Annotated in this window: 12 protein-coding genes and 4 tRNA genes; 2 read left to right on the top strand and 14 right to left on the bottom strand. The window is 61.2% G+C overall.

Features of this window, described 5'->3' with window-relative positions; all coding sequences use genetic code 11:
- Positions 1 to 56: 56 nt before the first annotated feature.
- The 4 genes from leuB to leuC form a co-directional block, all read right to left on the bottom strand.
- Entirely contained in the window at positions 57 to 1,139 is a 1,083-nt protein-coding gene (gene leuB, locus CRN80_RS19425; RefSeq protein ID WP_003192555.1) for a 3-isopropylmalate dehydrogenase, read from the bottom strand.
- A 53-nt stretch (positions 1,140 to 1,192) separates the two neighbouring features.
- Entirely contained in the window at positions 1,193 to 1,957 is a 765-nt protein-coding gene (locus CRN80_RS19420) for a class I SAM-dependent methyltransferase (protein ID WP_098950841.1), read from the bottom strand.
- A 129-nt stretch (positions 1,958 to 2,086) separates the two neighbouring features.
- Positions 2,087 to 2,731 (bottom strand): 3-isopropylmalate dehydratase small subunit, encoded by a 645-nt coding sequence (gene leuD, locus CRN80_RS19415; protein ID WP_003192559.1) that lies wholly within the window; start codon positions 2,729 to 2,731, stop codon positions 2,087 to 2,089.
- Positions 2,732 to 2,741: 10 nt separating this feature from the next.
- The gene (gene leuC, locus CRN80_RS19410; RefSeq protein ID WP_003192562.1) at positions 2,742 to 4,160 is read right to left on the bottom strand and encodes a 3-isopropylmalate dehydratase large subunit; all 1,419 of its coding nucleotides are present in this window, start codon (positions 4,158 to 4,160) and stop codon (positions 2,742 to 2,744) included.
- 140 nt (positions 4,161 to 4,300) lie between these two features.
- Between leuC and CRN80_RS19405 the strand changes: the two genes are divergently transcribed.
- The gene (locus CRN80_RS19405; RefSeq protein ID WP_003192564.1) at positions 4,301 to 5,191 is read left to right on the top strand and encodes a LysR family transcriptional regulator; all 891 of its coding nucleotides are present in this window, start codon (positions 4,301 to 4,303) and stop codon (positions 5,189 to 5,191) included.
- Positions 5,192 to 5,257: 66 nt separating this feature from the next.
- A complete protein-coding gene (locus tag CRN80_RS19400; protein ID WP_098950840.1) occupies positions 5,258 to 8,557 on the top strand; it encodes an EAL domain-containing protein in 3,300 nt (1,099 codons plus the stop codon).
- Here CRN80_RS19400 and CRN80_RS19395 read toward each other — a convergent pair.
- The 10 genes from CRN80_RS19395 to uvrB all read right to left on the bottom strand — a co-directional run bounded on the left by CRN80_RS19395 (position 8,517) and on the right by uvrB (position 16,442).
- Positions 8,517 to 9,476 (bottom strand): tRNA-dihydrouridine synthase, encoded by a 960-nt coding sequence (locus tag CRN80_RS19395; protein ID WP_098950839.1) that lies wholly within the window; start codon positions 9,474 to 9,476, stop codon positions 8,517 to 8,519. The two genes, CRN80_RS19400 and CRN80_RS19395, sit on opposite strands and share 41 nt — an antisense overlap.
- Before the next feature lie 55 nt (positions 9,477 to 9,531).
- Complete coding sequence (locus CRN80_RS19390; RefSeq protein ID WP_098950838.1) at positions 9,532 to 9,966, bottom strand: thioesterase family protein; 435 nt, start codon at positions 9,964 to 9,966, stop codon at positions 9,532 to 9,534.
- 38 nt (positions 9,967 to 10,004) lie between these two features.
- Positions 10,005 to 10,838, bottom strand: coding sequence for an alpha/beta hydrolase (locus tag CRN80_RS19385; RefSeq protein ID WP_032896134.1), 834 nt, complete (start codon positions 10,836 to 10,838; stop codon positions 10,005 to 10,007).
- Positions 10,839 to 10,852: 14 nt separating this feature from the next.
- Positions 10,853 to 11,392: a TetR/AcrR family transcriptional regulator gene (locus tag CRN80_RS19380; protein WP_003192571.1), complete on the bottom strand. Its 540-nt coding sequence runs from the start codon at positions 11,390 to 11,392 to the stop codon at positions 10,853 to 10,855.
- A gap of 183 nt (positions 11,393 to 11,575) precedes the next feature.
- Positions 11,576 to 11,651 (bottom strand) — tRNA-Glu (locus CRN80_RS19375).
- Between the two features lie 81 nt (positions 11,652 to 11,732).
- A tRNA-Ala gene (locus CRN80_RS19370) sits at positions 11,733 to 11,808 on the bottom strand.
- A 50-nt stretch (positions 11,809 to 11,858) separates the two neighbouring features.
- A tRNA-Glu gene (locus tag CRN80_RS19365) sits at positions 11,859 to 11,934 on the bottom strand.
- Between the two features lie 79 nt (positions 11,935 to 12,013).
- A tRNA-Ala gene (locus tag CRN80_RS19360) sits at positions 12,014 to 12,089 on the bottom strand.
- A 147-nt stretch (positions 12,090 to 12,236) separates the two neighbouring features.
- Positions 12,237 to 13,718 (bottom strand): glutamate--tRNA ligase, encoded by a 1,482-nt coding sequence (gene gltX, locus CRN80_RS19355; RefSeq protein WP_032896132.1) that lies wholly within the window; start codon positions 13,716 to 13,718, stop codon positions 12,237 to 12,239.
- A 708-nt stretch (positions 13,719 to 14,426) separates the two neighbouring features.
- Positions 14,427 to 16,442 (bottom strand): excinuclease ABC subunit UvrB, encoded by a 2,016-nt coding sequence (gene uvrB / locus CRN80_RS19350; protein WP_003192575.1) that lies wholly within the window; start codon positions 16,440 to 16,442, stop codon positions 14,427 to 14,429.
- Positions 16,443 to 16,618 lie beyond the last annotated feature (176 nt).

The following is a 16,618-nucleotide window of genomic DNA, read 5'->3' as shown; positions in this document are numbered from 1 at the left end:
CACCTTGTTAAAAAGTGGGCCGCCTTGCAGCAACAACTGCAAGCGGGCCCGAGAGATTACAGATTCCGCAGCGCGGCGACTACTGCGTCGCCCATTTCTTGCGTCCCGACCTTGGTGCAACCCTGGGACCAGATATCGCCGGTGCGCAAGCCCTGATCCAGCACCAGGCTGACGGCCTTCTCGATTGCGTCCGCCGCATCGCCCAGGTTGAAGCTGTAGCGCAGCATCATCGACACCGACAAAATCGTCGCCAGCGGGTTGGCAATGCCCTGCCCCGCGATGTCTGGCGCCGAACCGTGGCACGGCTCGTACATACCTTTGTTGTTGGTGTCCAGGGACGCCGACGGCAGCATGCCGATGGAACCGGTGAGCATCGACGCCTGGTCGGACAGGATGTCGCCGAACAGGTTGTCGGTGACAATCACGTCGAACTGCTTGGGTGCGCGCACCAGTTGCATGGCGGCGTTGTCGACGTACATGTGGCTCAGTTCGACGTCCGGATAATCCTTGGCGACTTCTTCGACGATTTCACGCCACAGTTGGCTGGAAGCCAGCACATTGGCCTTGTCCACCGAGCAGACTTTTTTGCCGCGCACGCGCGCCATGTCGAAACCGACACGGGCGATACGGCGGATTTCGCTCTCGCTGTATGGCAGCGTGTCATAGGCCTGACGCTCACCATTTTCCAACTCGCGCACGCCCCGTGGCGAGCCGAAGTAAATACCGCCGGTCAGCTCACGCACGATGAGGATATCCAGGCCCGCTACCACTTCCGGCTTGAGGCTCGACGCGTCAGCCAGTTGCGGGTAGAGGATGGCCGGGCGCAGGTTGCCGAACAGCCCCAGTTGCGCACGAATCTTCAGCAGGCCGCGCTCAGGGCGGATATCACGCTCGATCTTGTCCCATTTCGGCCCACCCACGGCGCCGAGCAGCACGGCATCGGCAGCCCGGGCACGGTCCAGGGTCTCGTCGGCCAAGGGCACGCCGTGCTTGTCGATGGCCGCGCCGCCGATCACGTCGTGGCTCAGCTCGAAGCCCAGGCTGTACTTGCTGTTGGCAAGCTCAAGGACCTTGACCGCTTCGGCCATGATTTCCGGACCAATGCCGTCGCCAGGGAGAATCAGAATCTGCTTGCTCATGGGTTCCTCATTTCATCAAGCGACCCGCCCGTGGGCAGGTCGGGAAAAATCAATCAGCGTTCGGCGAAGACCACCAGCACATCGGTGCTGAAGGTGCCGTCGGCTTGAATGTCGTAATAATCGCGTACTTCCTGGCCCATCGCCTTTTGCAGCTCAAGGATTGCTGCACGCAGTACCTCTGGCGTGCGCATGCGCTCAACCCACGAGGTGTATTCCAGGCGCAAGCGCTGGCGGCTGCTGTTGCGTACGTGCAGGCCGGCCTCACTCAACTGGCGCATCCACTCGGCGCCGGAGTAATCACGCACGTGGCTGGTGTCGCGCAGCACTTCGACGGTTTGCAGGTAAGTGTCCAACAGCGGGCTGCCCGGTGACAAGACATCCACAAATGCCGCCACGCCGCCCGGCTTGAGCACCCGGCGCACTTCACGCAGGGCCAGGCCGAGGTCGCTCCAGTGATGGGCCGAATAACGGCTGAATACGAAGTCGAATTCACCGTCAGCGAAGGGCAGGCGCTCAGCGGCGCCGTGCACGGTGCGGATGTTGGTCAGGTTGCGGTCTTTGGCGGCAGCGGCCACCACGTCGAGCATAGGCTGGGACAGGTCGTAGGCCACCACCTCTTTGACCAGAGGCGCCACGTGGAAGCTGACATGACCGGCACCGCAGCCCAAGTCCAGCAGGCGTGCAGCGCCCTGGCCGGCCAGTTCGGCCTGTAGCACGGCGAATTCGGTGCCCTGGGCGTGTACGGCACTGCTCAGGTAGGCCGAGGCTTGCTCGCCGAATTGTTTTTGCACGACTTGGGTGTGGGCGGGGGTGGTCATGGTGGCTTTCCTTGGGTTTGTGGTGGTTGCACTGGCGCTATCGCAGGCAAGCCAGCTCCCACAGTTGGAATGCACTCCAATGTGGGAGTCGGGCTTGCCCGCGATGAGGCCCGCACGGTTTACCGCAAATCAGGCATCGCGAAACAACCAGGGCTGGCTCGCCCGGTGCTTGGCTTCAAACGCAGCAATCGCATCGCCGTCCTGCAAGGTCAGGCCGATGTCGTCCAGGCCGTTGATCAGGCAGTGCTTACGGAAGGCATCCACCTCAAAGTGGTACACCTTGCCATCCGGGCGGGTCACGGTTTGCGCGGCCAGGTCGACCGTCAACTGGTAGCCGACATTGGCTTCCACTTGCTGGAACAACTCGTCCACTTCAGCGTCGCTCAAGATGATCGGCAACAGGCCGTTCTTGAAGCTGTTGTTGAAGAAGATATCGGCGTAGCTCGGCGCGATGATGCTGCGAAAGCCGTACTCTTCCAGAGCCCACGGGGCGTGCTCGCGGCTGGAGCCGCAGCCGAAGTTTTCCCGGGCCAGCAACACGCTGGCGCCCTGGTAGCGCTCGGCGTTGAGTACAAAGTCCTTGTTCAGCGGGCGCTTGGAGTTGTCCTGGTAGGCGTAGCCCACATCCAGGTAGCGCCACTCATCGAACAGGTTGGGGCCGAAACCGGTGCGCTTGATCGACTTCAAGAACTGCTTGGGGATGATCTGGTCGGTGTCTACGTTGGCACGGTCCAACGGCGCTACAAGGCCTGTATGCTGGGTAAAAGCTCTCATCGGGTTTTCCTCAGATCAATTCGCGAACGTCGATGAAACGACCGTTGACGGCAGCGGCGGCAGCCATGGCCGGGCTCACCAAGTGGGTACGCCCACCCGCGCCTTGGCGCCCTTCGAAGTTACGGTTGGAGGTCGAGGCGCAATGCTCGCCCGACTCCAGGCGGTCCGGGTTCATCGCCAGGCACATCGAGCAGCCCGGCTCACGCCATTCAAAACCGGCTTCGAGGAAGATCTTGTCCAGGCCTTCGGCTTCCGCCTGGGCTTTAACCAGCCCGGAACCTGGTACCACAATGGCTTGCTTGATGGTCGAGGCCACCTTGCGGCCCTTGGCGATCACCGCCGCAGCGCGCAGGTCTTCGATCCGCGAGTTGGTGCAGGAACCGATAAATACACGGTCCAACTGGATGTCGGTGATCGCCTGGTTGGCGGTCAACCCCATGTATTTCAAGGCGCGCTCGATGGAGCCGCGCTTGACCAGGTCGGCCTCTTTGGCCGGGTCCGGCACGTTCTGATCAACGGCCAAGACCATTTCCGGCGAAGTGCCCCAGCTGACTTGCGGCTTGATCTGCGCAGCGTCGAGTTCGACCACGGTGTCGAACACCGCGTCGGCGTCGGACACCAGGTCTTTCCAGGCTTCGACGGCGGCATCCCAATCGGCGCCTTGCGGCGCGAACGGGCGACCCTTGACGTATTCGACGGTCTTTTCGTCCGCCGCCACCATGCCCACGCGGGCACCGGCTTCGATGGACATGTTGCAGATAGTCATGCGGCCTTCAATAGACAGGTCGCGAATTGCACTGCCGGCGAACTCGATGGCATGGCCGTTACCACCGGCGGTGCCGATCTTGCCGATCACGGCGAGCACGATGTCCTTGGCGGTCACGCCAAACGGCAATTGGCCTTCGACGCGTACCAACATATTCTTCATTTTCTTGGCCACCAGGCACTGGGTGGCAAACACGTGCTCCACCTCGGACGTGCCGATGCCGTGGGCCAGGGCGCCGAATGCACCGTGGGTAGAGGTGTGAGAGTCACCGCAGACCACGGTCATGCCCGGCAAGGTTGCACCCTGCTCCGGGCCGATGACGTGGACGATGCCTTGGCGCACGTCGTTCATCTTGAATTCGGTGATGCCGTACTCGTCGCAATAGTCGTCGAGGGTCTGCACCTGCAACCGCGAGACCTGGTCGGCAATGGCTTCGATGCCGCCCTTGCGCTCAGGGGTGGTGGGTACGTTGTGGTCTGGCGTGGCGATGATGGAGTCGACGCGCCAAGGCTTGCGCCCGGCCAGTCGCAGGCCTTCGAACGCTTGGGGCGAGGTCACTTCATGGATGATGTGACGGTCGATATAGATCAGCGACGATCCATCATCGCGACGTTTCACTTCATGGGAATCCCAAAGCTTGTCGTAAAGCGTTTTGCCGGCCATCAGTCGGTCCTCATCAGCGGTGCTTCTATACGCCGGGCTTTTCAATAACCCTTTGGCTTGTGAGGCTGATGGTATGGCGCTACATTAAATAACTCAAATTCATATTTTTTATGCTTTGGATTACCAACTGGAATAGCACCATGGACCTGGCCAACCTCAACGCCTTTATCGCCATCGCCGAGACCGGCAGCTTCTCCGGTGCCGGCGAACGCTTGCACCTGACCCAGCCGGCCATCAGCAAGCGCATCGCCGGCCTGGAGCAACAATTGAAGGTACGGTTGTTCGACCGCCTGGGCCGCGAAGTCGGTTTGACCGAGGCCGGACGGGCCTTGCTGCCCCGCGCCTATCAAATCCTCAACGTGCTGGACGACACCCGCCGCGCCCTCACCAACCTCACCGGCGAGGTCAGCGGGCGCCTGACCCTGGCCACCAGCCACCATATCGGCCTGCACCGCCTGCCACCAGTCCTTCGCACTTTCACGCGGCAATACCCGAATGTGGCGCTGGATATTCAGTTTCTGGATTCAGAAGTTGCCTACGAAGAAATCCTCCATGGCCGTGCGGAGGTCGCGGTGATCACCCTGGCGCCAGAGCCTCACAACCTGGTGCAAGCTACCCGTGTGTGGGACGACCCGCTGGATTTTGTGGTGGCGCCCGAACACAGCCTGATCAGCAACGGCTCCGTCAGCCTGGCCGATATCGCCGGGCATCCGGCGGTGTTTCCCGGCGGCAACACCTTTACCCACCATATTGTCAGCCGCCTGTTCGAGGCCCAGGGCCTCACGCCCAATATTGCGATGAGCACTAACTACCTGGAAACCATCAAGATGATGGTCTCCATCGGCCTGGCCTGGAGCGTGTTACCGCGCACCATGCTCGATGATCAGGTGGCAAGTATCGCTTTGCCGGGCATACAGCTCAGTCGCCAGCTAGGCTATATCGTGCACACCGAAAGGACGCTGTCGAACGCTGCGCGGGCTTTCATGAGCCTGTTGGATGCACAGGTCGATCTGCCAGGGTTACCGGCATGACACTGTGTGGGCCAGGGGTTTAGGTCAAACCGCGCGGTTTTCTCAATGAGCCAAGGCCCTTTGATAATGCGCAACCCCGTTGACCCGGTTCCACCCCTGCCCCGCATCTACGCCCTGGACCCCCAAGCGGCGGAACAAAGCTGGGACAGCGCCCCGCAACTGCTGACGGCCCTCAATGCCGCGCGGCTGGGTGCCTGGTCCTGGGAAATCGACACGGGAAGAATCAGCTGGTCGCGGGGTACCCAGGCGTTATTCGGCTTTGACCCGCGCCAGCCTCTGCCCAAGGACCTCGACTACCTCGACCTGCTGGCCCCGCAAGACAGTGCGCGGGTGGTGCGCGGCTTTCATGCGGTGCTCGCCGGAGAGCCGCTCGACCGCGCCATGCACCACCGCATCCAATGGCCCGATGGCAGCCAGCACTGGCTGGAAATCAGCGGCAGCCTGGTTCCCGACAAAGCCGGACGGCGGCGCATGATCGGGGTGATCCGCGAGATCACCCACCAACGCGACCGTGAACACGCCCTCAGCCATTCGGAAAAACGCTTCGCCACCCTGTTCCACCTGTGCCCGAACATGGTACTGCTGACGCGCCAGGCTGACGGTTTGATCAGCGAAGCCAACCAGTATTTCGAGATGCTGTTCGGTTGGCCGGTGGCCGATGCCATCGGCCGCACCACCCTGGAACTGGGCTTGTGGCGCCACCCGGAACAGCGTGCGCTGCTAGTCAAAGCCACGCAGCGCAAGGGTGAACCCATCACCATGGAAGTGCAGTTCTGCGCCAGCAACGGCCAGATCCATGACGGCACCCTTAGCGCGCAAAAGGTCGAACTGGACGGCGAGGCGTACCTGATCAGCACGTTCCTGGACACCACCGAACGTAAAAACGCCGAGCAAGCACTCAAGGACAGCCAGGAGCGCCTGGACCTGGCCCTGGATTCCGCGCAACTGGGCACCTGGGATTGGCACATCCCCAGCGGCATGCTTTACGGCTCAGCGCGTGCCGCCCAGCTGCATGGGCTGGAGCCCGCGCCGTTCCATGAGTCTTTCGAGGCATTTTTTGAAGGCATGTCCGATGAGGACCGCGAGGGCATGCGCCATGCGTACCGCAGTTTGCGCGAAGGCCCGGGCGGCAACTATCAGCTGACCTATCGCGTGCAAATGGAAGACGGCAGCCCGCGCTACCTGGAGAGCCGCGCACGCCTGTATCGCGATGAATCAGGCAAGCCCCTGCGCATGGCGGGTACCTTGCTGGACATCACCGACCAGGTCGAGCGCGAGCAACGGCTGACCGCCTCGGAAGAGAAGTTCGCCAGCCTGTTCCAGGCCAGCCCCGACCCGATCTGCGTCACCTGTTTGGAGAGCGGCGCCTTTATCGAGATCAACCCGGCGTTTACCCAGACGTTTGGCTTTACAGCCGCCGAAGTGCTGGACAAAAGCGCCGAACAAATCGGCCTGTGGGACGACTCCAGCAAGCGCCTGCAGCGCATCGAGCAGGTGATACGCGAACAGGCCCTGAGCAATGTGGCGATCGTGGTGCATCACAAGGACGGCCAAAGCCTGACCTGCATGATTTCCAGCCGCTTGATCAAGGTCAGCGACCAGCCGTGCATCGTCACTACGCTGCGCGATATCACCCAGCAGCAACGCTCGGAAGCCGCACTCAAGGCCAGTGAAGAGAAGTTCGCCAAGGCGTTCCACTCCAGCCCCGATGCGATCTCCATCACCGAACGCGACACCGGCCGTTATGTAGAGGTCAACGACGGCTTTTGCCGCCTGACCGGTTACCGCACCGAAGAGGCCATCGGCCTGACCTTGTACCAGATCGGCATCTGGGCCGACGAGAACCAGCGCGCCGCACTGTTGGCCGAGTTACAGATCAAGGGGCGCATTCACCACCTGGAAATGCTCTGGCGCAACAAGCGTGGCGAGGTGCTGGCGGTGGAGGTCTCGGTGGAGCCGATCACCCTGAATGAAACCCCCTGCCTGCTGCTGACCGCACGGGATGTAAGCCTATTGAAGAATGCCCAGGCGCAGATCCGTCACCTGGCCTATCACGACCCGCTGACCAACCTGCCAAACCGGGCACTGCTGATGGACCGCCTGAGCCAGCAGATCGCGCTGCTCAAGCGCCACAACCTGCGCGGCGCCCTGCTGTTTCTGGACCTGGACCACTTCAAGCACATCAACGACTCCCTCGGCCACCCCGTTGGCGACACCGTGCTGAAAATCGTCACCGCCCGCCTGGAAGCCAGCGTGCGCATGGAGGACACCGTGGCGCGCCTGGGCGGCGATGAGTTTGTGGTATTGCTCAGCGGCCTGGAGGGCACCCGCCAGACGGTCAGCAGCCAGGTGCAAGCGCTGGCCGATACCCTGCGCGAATTGCTTTCGGAACCGATGTTTCTCGACGGCCATCGGCTGCAGGTCACGCCCAGCATCGGCGTGGCGCTGATCCCCGACCATGGCACCACACCCGCCGATCTGCTCAAACGCGCTGACATCGCCCTGTACCGCGCCAAGGACTCCGGGCGCAACACCACGCAGATGTTCCACAACAGCATGCAAAAAACCGCCAGCGAGCGCCTGCGCATGGAAACCGACTTGCGCCTGGCCTTGTCCCGCGGCGAATTCAGCGTGCACTACCAGCCCCAGGTGGATGCGCGCGGCAACAGGATAATCGGCGCCGAGGCTCTGGTGCGCTGGCAGCATCCTCAGTTGGGCGCGCAGTCGCCGACGGAATTTATCAAGGTATTGGAAGACAGCGGCCTGATCCTGGAGGTGGGTACCTGGATTCTCGATGAAGCCTGCGGCGCCTTTGCCCAGTTGATTGCCGACGGCCTGGTGGACCCGCTCAACTTCAGCCTGTGCGTGAACATCAGCCCCCGGCAGTTTCGCCAGAACGACTTTGTGGAACGGGTGGAGCACAGCCTCAAGCAACACGGCTTGCCGTTCAGCCTGCTGAAACTGGAAATCACCGAAGGCATCGTGATCCAGAACCTCGACGATACCGTGGTGAAGATGCGTCGCCTGAAAAAGCTCGGCGTGAGCTTTGCGATGGATGATTTCGGCACCGGCTATTCATCCCTGACTTACCTCAAGCGCCTGCCGGTGGACGCGCTGAAGATCGATCAATCGTTCGTGCGCGATGCGACCCACGACCCCAATGATGCGGAAATCATCCGCGCCATTGTGGCGATGGCGCGCAGCTTGAACCTGGAAGTCATCGCCGAGGGGGTGGAAACCCTGGAGCAGTTGGCGTTCCTGCAAAAGCTGGGCTGCCATTTATTCCAGGGGTATTTGCACAGCCGACCGTTGCCGATCGAGGGGTTCAGGCGGCTGCTGGATGCGGCATACCCAGCAGGCGGCTGACTTGGTTCAAGTCCGTCTCGCGGCGCAGGGCGGTGAACAACTCCACTGCCTCCGGGTAGTTGCGCGTGAGCATCGCCAGCCACTGCTTCAAGCGGCCGGGCGCCTGCTTTTCCGTGAGTTGCGCCACCGACTGGCGCCAGAATTCCTGAAGCATCGGCTGCATCTGCGCCCAGGTCATCTCGACTACCTCTTCGCCGGCCTTGGCCGCCACAATCTGCCGTGCCAGATCGGGCCGCGCTACCAGGCCACGGCCCAGCATGATGTCGTCGGCACCGCTGATTTCGCGGCAGCGCTTCCAGTCTTCGACGCTCCAGATATCGCCATTGGCAAATACCGGCACCTTGACCACGTCCTGCACCCTCGGGATCCACTCCCAATGGGCCGGCGGCTTGTAGCCATCGGCTTTGGTGCGCGCATGCACCACGATATGCGCCGCGCCGCCCTCGGCCAGGGCCGTAGCGCACACCAATGCACCATCCGGGCTGTCGAAGCCCAGGCGCATCTTGGCGGTCACGGGAATATGCGCGGGTACGGCGCGGCGCACATGCTCGACGATCTGGTTGAGCAGCTCCGGCTCCTTGAGCAGCACCGCGCCACCTCGGGATTTATTCACGGTCTTGGCCGGGCAACCGAAGTTAAGGTCAATCACCTCAGAACCCAATTCACAGGCCAGGGCGGCATTTTCCGCCAGGCACACTGGATCGGAACCGAGCAATTGCACCCGCAACGGCACACCGGCCGCCGTGTGGGCACCGTGCAGCAGTTCAGGCGCAAGCTTGTGGAAATAGGCAGGCGTGAGCAGGCGGTCGTTGACCCGGATGAACTCGGTCACGCACCAGTCGATACCGCCCACGTGGGTCAACACGTCCCGCAGGATGTTGTCGACCAACCCCTCCATGGGCGCCAAAGCAATTTGCATGGAAAACACTCAACAAAAATCGTGGCGCAGTTTACTGGGTTTCCAGCGACAACCGTTAACCCCCTGTCAGGGCGGGGCCGTAACCGTCGATAAACTCGGTGGGCATGCGCTTGGGCTTGCCGCTGGACAATTCAATGCACACGAAGGTTGTTTGCGCACGCAGCAGGGTCGCGCCATCACGGGGGCGTACCAACTGGAAACGACGGGTCATTTTCAGGCGTTGGTCCCAATCGACGATCCAGGTGGCCAGTTGTAATTCGTCGCCCTCATAGCCTGCCGCCAGGTAGTCGATTTCATGGCGCACCACGGCCATGGCGCGGTCCAGGCGGCGGTATTCGGTGAGGTCCAGCCCCAGGCGCTGGGAATGGCGCCAGGCGCAACGCTCCAGCCACGAGACATACACCGCATTATTGGCGTGCCCCAGGCCGTCGATGTCTTCAGCCGCAACCTGCAGATCGATGATGAACGGCGTTGCCAAATCCCAGCCCATGCCTTGCTCCAGTCGATTGATGTCGGCGGGGCAGTGTATCAGGCGCTCTGGCGCTCCTGTAGACGGCAGCCGGCCAATAGGGCGAGTACAGCGTCGATCACCTGCGGGTCGGCGAGCACTTTCTGGTGGCCGCCCTGCTCCAGGCGCAGCAGGCGGCTGTCGAACCAGGCTTCGTGAATGGCTTGAGCCGCCCTGACCGGAACGAAGGTGTCGTCTTCGGCGTGGACGATCAGGCCGGGAATGTTCATTTGGTAGTGGGCCACGTCCAGGTGCTTGAGCGGCATGCCCATGCTCAACTCCACTTCCTGGATAAAGGCTGAGCGCGCCCGTGGCGGCAAGCCGACCATGCGGGTGAACCCACGCAACACATCCAGAAAGCGCGACGGCGCGGCAATGCTGACCAATGCCTGTGTACGCAACCCCAACTGCACCGCCAGCATCGCACTGGCGCCGCCCATGGAATGGCCGACCACCGCATACAGCGGCGGCAGCTCGGCCGCCGCCTCAAGCATGGCGCGGGCAAACAGCAGCACATGGGCTTCACGCCCTGGTGAACGGCCGTGGGCGGGACCGTCCAAGGCAATCACTGAATAGCCGTTGTCGACCAATGCCGTAATCAAGCTGGCGAATTGAGTGGGCCGGCCTTCCCAGCCATGCATCAGCAGCACCGCCGGGCCTTGCCCCCATCGCAACGCCGACAGGCCGAAACGCAGGGTAATGCGCTCCGATTGCGCCAACAACGGCAGCTCCCAGTCACGCGGCGGCAGATCGCGCGGGGTCATGAAGGTGCGACGCATCTTGCTGGCGACCGCATGCGGCGCAAGGCGCCCCACCGTGCCATTGAAACCACGAACCCAGGTCAATGCGCCCATCTTGCGTCCCCTTTTTAGCGTACCGCCGACTTGGCCGCACGTATCACGCGATCCGATAACTCGCCCGGCCCCAGCGCCCGCGCCAGGGTCAGCCCACCCACCATCAAGGCCATGTCCGCCAGGGCCTTGTCGATCTCTTCGGGGCTGCCGGCCAATTGCGCGGCCATCAACTCGACGTGTTCGTTCAAGACCTCGCGAAAAGCGTCCGGCAAGCGCCCCATCTCCCCCACTGTCGCGGGCAACGGGCAGGCCTGGGTCGTGGAGTCGCGGTGCTTGCGTGACAGATAAAATGCGGCGACCAGCGTGCGGCGCTCTTCGCCGGTCAGTTGCTCGTCCAAGTCATCGATGGAGGCGCGGCGCTGCGCCAGTAGCTGGTTGAACGCTTCCAACATCAAGGCGTCTTTGCTTTCAAAATGCGCGTAGAAGCCTCCGACCGTCAGCCCCGCCGCCCCCATCACTTCGCCCACACTGGGTTCAGCCGGGCCACGCTGGATCAACGCCGCGCTGGCAGCCTGCAAAATACGTTCGCGGGTTTGCGCTTTTTTATCGCTCATCGAAGCCTCCGTCTCTCATGGGTTGAATATTATTACCATAATAATATTTGGCAAGCGACAAGCACGACCGCCGGTCAGAACAGAAAAATGAGTAATAAGGAGGGAATTGGCCAAACGCCAGACAAACAAAAGGGCCATTCAATAATTGAATGACCCTTAAAAATCCCGCAGAGCGGGTAATCGTGGCGTCCCCTAGGGGACTCGAACCCCTGTTACCGCCGTGAAAGGGCGGTGTCCTAGGCCACTAGACGAAGGGGACACAAACCTTCTATACAACTGATCAGCGCTGAGAACTGATCGATTCAAGGACGGTGTGGCCGGAACCTTGAACCTGTAAAATTGGTGGAGCTAAACGGGATCGAACCGTTGACCTCTTGCATGCCATGCAAGCGCTCTCCCAGCTGAGCTATAGCCCCGGATTTTTCGTCTCGCGACGCAGCAGACCTTTCGAGCTGCTTGTTGAAACTGGCGTCCCCTAGGGGACTCGAACCCCTGTTACCGCCGTGAAAGGGCGGTGTCCTAGGCCACTAGACGAAGGGGACAAAACCTTCTGTACATCTGATCAGAGCTGAGACCTGATCAATTCAAGGACGGTGTGGCCGGAACCTTGAACCTGTAAATTGGTGGAGCTAAACGGGATCGAACCGTTGACCTCTTGCATGCCATGCAAGCGCTCTCCCAGCTGAGCTATAGCCCCTCATCGGTGAGGACGGGGCGAATCTTAATGGCGGTTTGGAAACGTGTCAAATTTATTTTCAACAATTTCCAAAATTTTTTGCCGGGATAACAATCACTTACCGACGAAACCCCGGAAAACCGGGGTTTCGTGCCGCAAGCGGCCTGCTTAAGCGATAGCGCCCAGCAGCTTTTCCCATTCCTTGTTTTCTTTCTTCGATACACCACCAAGCAAATCAAGGGCTTGGCGCAGGCGGAAACGGGTCAGGTCCGGGCCGAGGATTTCCATCGCATCGAGCACCGACACCGAACTGGCCTGCCCGGTGATTGCGGCAAACATCAGCGGCATGGCATCGCGCAGTTTCAGCTCAAGGGATTCCACTACCGCCTGGATGGTCGCCGTGATTGCATCCTTCTCCCACTGACGCAGGCTTTCAAGCTTCCACAGGATCAACTGCATCAGTTGGCGAACTTGGTCACCGGAGAGCTTTTTGGACTCGAACAGCTTGGGATCGGGATTCACGCCACCGGCAAAGAAGAAACTGGCCAAGGGTGCGACCTGGCTGAAGGTCTCCACCCTGCCCTGCACCAGCGGCGCGATCTTCATCATGTACTCGGGGTTCAACGCCCACTGCTGCACGCGGCTGGCGAACTCTTGCACCGGCAGGTCACGCAGCCACTGGCCGTTGAGCCACGACAGTTTCTCGATATCGAAGATCGGCCCGCCGAGGGAGACGCGGGACAGGTCGAAGTTGTCGACCATTTCCTGCAGCGAGAACTTCTCGCGCTCGTCCGGCATCGACCAGCCCATGCGGCCCAGGTAGTTGAGCATCGCCTCGGGCATGAAGCCCATGCGCTCGTAGAACGTCACCGACGTAGGGTTCTTGCGCTTAGACAGCTTGCTCTTGTCCGGGTTACGCAGCAGCGGCATGTAGCACAGTTGCGGTTGCTCCCAGCCGAAGTATTCGTACAGCAGAATGAGTTTCGGTGCCGAGGGCAGCCACTCTTCGCCACGCAGCACATGGGTGATGCCCATCAGGTGGTCATCGACCACGTTGGCCAGGAAGTACGTCGGCAAGCCGTCGGTCTTCATCAGCACCTGCATGTCCATGCGGTCCCACGGGATCTCGACGTCACCGCGCAGCATGTCGGGCACCACGCACACGCCTTCGCTGGGCACCTTCATACGGATGACGTGGGGCTCACCGGCCGCCAGGCGCGCAGCCACTTCTTCCTTGGACAACAGCAACGCACGGCCATCGTAGCGCGGGGTCTCGCCACGGGCCTGTTGCTCGGCGCGCATCTGGTCCAGCTCTTCGGCGGTGCAGAAGCACGGGAAGGCATGGCCCATATCGACCAGTTGCTGGGTGTACTGCTTGTAGATGTCGCTGCGCTCGCTCTGGCGATACGGGCCGTGAGGGCCGCCCACGTCCGGGCCTTCAGCCCAGGTAATGCCCAACCAGCGCAGGGCATCGAAAATCTGCTGTTCGGACTCACGGGTGGAGCGCAGTTGATCGGTGTCTTCGATCCGCAGGATGAACTCACCGCCATGCTGCTTGGCAAAGCAGTAGTTGAACAGGGCGATGTAAGCAGTACCGACGTGGGGATCCCCAGTGGGCGATGGCGCAATGCGCGTGCGGACGGTGGTCATGGCAGGTCTCGAATGGGCGATATAACTGAAAATTCAAACAAGGGGCGAATGGTAACAGCCTGGGGGATATCTGGAAAACCGAGGCGCGGCCATCGCAGGCAAGCCAGCTCCCACATTTTGAGCGCATTCACAGATCAATGTGGGAGCCGGTTGCCCGCGATGAGCATAGGTATCTACATAACTTTGGGGATGACGCCGAACCTGTGGCGAGGGAGCTTGCTCCCGTGGCGGCCTGACAGCCGACGCTTATCTACCTGACGCGCCGCAGTCCAAATGTGGGAGCTGGCTTGCCTGCGATGGCGGCCTGACAGTCAACACCGTTGGACCGTGTACATATTCATTGCTGCGGTAACGGCCACTTAGGGTTCCGCCCTGACGGCGGCTCACTTTTGAAAAGCGCAAAAGTAAGCAAAACGCTCTTGCCCCACCACTCGGCACCTCGCTGGGGCTCGGTGTGCCCGTAATCCGCCAGTGATTTGGGGCGCCGCCGCCACGCGCCATCCATGGCGCGGGGCGGCTAAACCGGCATCCCTGCCGGTTTACCCCCCAAATCCCTGTCGAATTCCGGCCAGCGTGGTTTAACGGGGCGCCTAAGATCAAGATCAAAAGCAGATCAAGAGCGACTCGCTTCGCATCGTGGTTGCCGTTGAGCGTTACAGTCTTGTGTAGATACCTATGCCGCGATGAGGCCAGCCCAATCAACGCAAATCAAACAGCCAACAGCCGCTCACGCAACTTGCCAATCTCATCGCGCGTCTGCGCCGCTGCCTCAAACTCCAGATCCCGCGCCAACTGGTACATCTTCTCTTCCAGTTGTCGAATCCGCTTGGTGATCTCACTCGGTGAGCGCAGTTCGTTCTCGTACTTGGCGCTCTCCTCGGCGGCCTTGGCCATGCCCTTGCGCTTCTTGCTGCGCGAGCCGGGCACGGTGGCGCCTTCCATAATGTCGGCAACGTCCTTGAACACACCTTTGGGGGTAATGCCGTGTTCCAGGTTGAACGCGATCTGCTTGTCGCGACGGCGCTGAGTCTCGCCAATCGCCCGCTCCATGGAGCCGGTGATGCGGTCGGCATAGAGAATCGCACGGCCATTGAGGTTACGCGCCGCTCGGCCGATAGTCTGGATCAATGAACGCTCGGAGCGCAGGAAGCCCTCCTTGTCCGCATCCAGAATCGCCACCAGCGACACTTCTGGCATATCCAACCCTTCGCGCAGCAGGTTGATCCCCACCAGCACATCGAAGGTGCCCAGGCGCAGGTCGCGGATGATCTCCACGCGTTCCACGGTGTCGATGTCCGAGTGCAGGTAACGCACGCGCACGCCGTGGTCGGCCAGGTAGTCGGTCAAGTCTTCGGACATGCGCTTGGTCAGGGTGGTGACCAGCACCCGCTCTTCCAGGGCCACGCGTTTGTTGATCTCCGAGAGCAAGTCATCGACCTGGGTCAGCGCCGGGCGGATTTCGATTTCCGGGTCCACCAGGCCTGTGGGTCGCACCAGTTGCTCGATAACGCGGCCCGCATGCTCGGCTTCATAGTTGCCGGGCGTAGCGGAGACGAAGATCGTTTGCGGACTGATGGCTTCCCACTCGTCAAAGCGCATCGGCCGGTTGTCCAGCGCCGACGGCAGGCGGAAACCGTATTCCACCAGGGTTTCTTTGCGTGAACGGTCGCCCTTATACATAGCGCCCACTTGCGGCACGCTGACGTGGGATTCGTCGATCACCAGCAAGGCGTCCGGTGGCAGGTAGTCATAGAGCGTCGGTGGCGGCGCCCCGGAATCACGGCCCGACAGGTAGCGCGAGTAGTTTTCGATGCCGTTGCAGTAGCCCAGCTCCAGGATCATCTCCAGGTCGAAGCGGGTGCGCTGCTCCAGGCGCTGGGCTTCCACCAGCTTATTGTTGGAGCGCAGGTATTCCAGGCGCTCGGCCAGCTCGACCTTGATGCCCTCGATGGCGCCCATCAGGGTTTCGCGCGGGGTCACGTAGTGGCTTTTGGGGTAGAAGGTGAAGCGTGGCAGCTTGCGGATCACTTCACCGGTCAACGGGTCGAAGGCTGACAGGCTTTCGACTTCATCATCGAACAGTTCGATGCGGATGGCTTCCAGGTCGGATTCGGCCGGGTAGATGTCGATCACATCGCCGCGCACTCGGAAGGTGGCGCGGGCAAAATCCATGTCGTTACGGGTGTACTGCAGGCTCGCCAGGCGGCGCAACAGTTCGCGCTGGTCGAGTTTGTCGCCCCGGTCGACGTGCAGCACCATCTTCAGATAGGTTTCCGGGCTGCCCAAGCCGTAGATGCACGACACCGTGGTGACGATGATCGCGTCCTTGCGCTCAAGCAACGCCTTGGTGGCCGAGAGGCGCATCTGCTCGATGTGGTCGTTGATCGATGCATCCTTCTCGATAAAGGTATCGGAGGACGGCACATAGGCTTCGGGCTGGTAGTAGTCGTAGTAGGAAACGAAATACTCCACCGCGTTGTTCGGGAAGAACGCCTTGAACTCGCCATAGAGCTGCGCCGCCAGGGTTTTGTTCGGCGCCAGCACCAGGGTTGGGCGGTTGGTCTGGGCGATCACATTGGCGATGCTGAAGGTCTTGCCGGAACCGGTCACCCCAAGCAGCGTCTGGTGCGCGAGGCCGGCTTCGATGCCTTCGACCATCTGACGAATGGCTTCCGGTTGATCGCCGGCGGGTTCAAAACGGGTAACGAGCTGGAAATCCGACATAACGTACCTCGTGAAGTCACCCCAGACTCGACACCGCCAGGGACGAAATAGCTCAGCAACCCGCGAATAATCATCGCAGGTTGCAGGAAAAAACCATGATAGCTGTAGAAGTGGTGTCGAATGTGACGGGTTTCAAGGCCGTCGTCCTACACGACCTTTCTCGCCAATGTTGCAAT

Source organism: Pseudomonas sp. FDAARGOS_380 (assembly GCF_002591235.1).
Lineage (GTDB): Bacteria > Pseudomonadota > Gammaproteobacteria > Pseudomonadales > Pseudomonadaceae > Aquipseudomonas > Aquipseudomonas salmasensis.
This window is presented reverse-complemented; position numbering and strand designations above follow the sequence as displayed.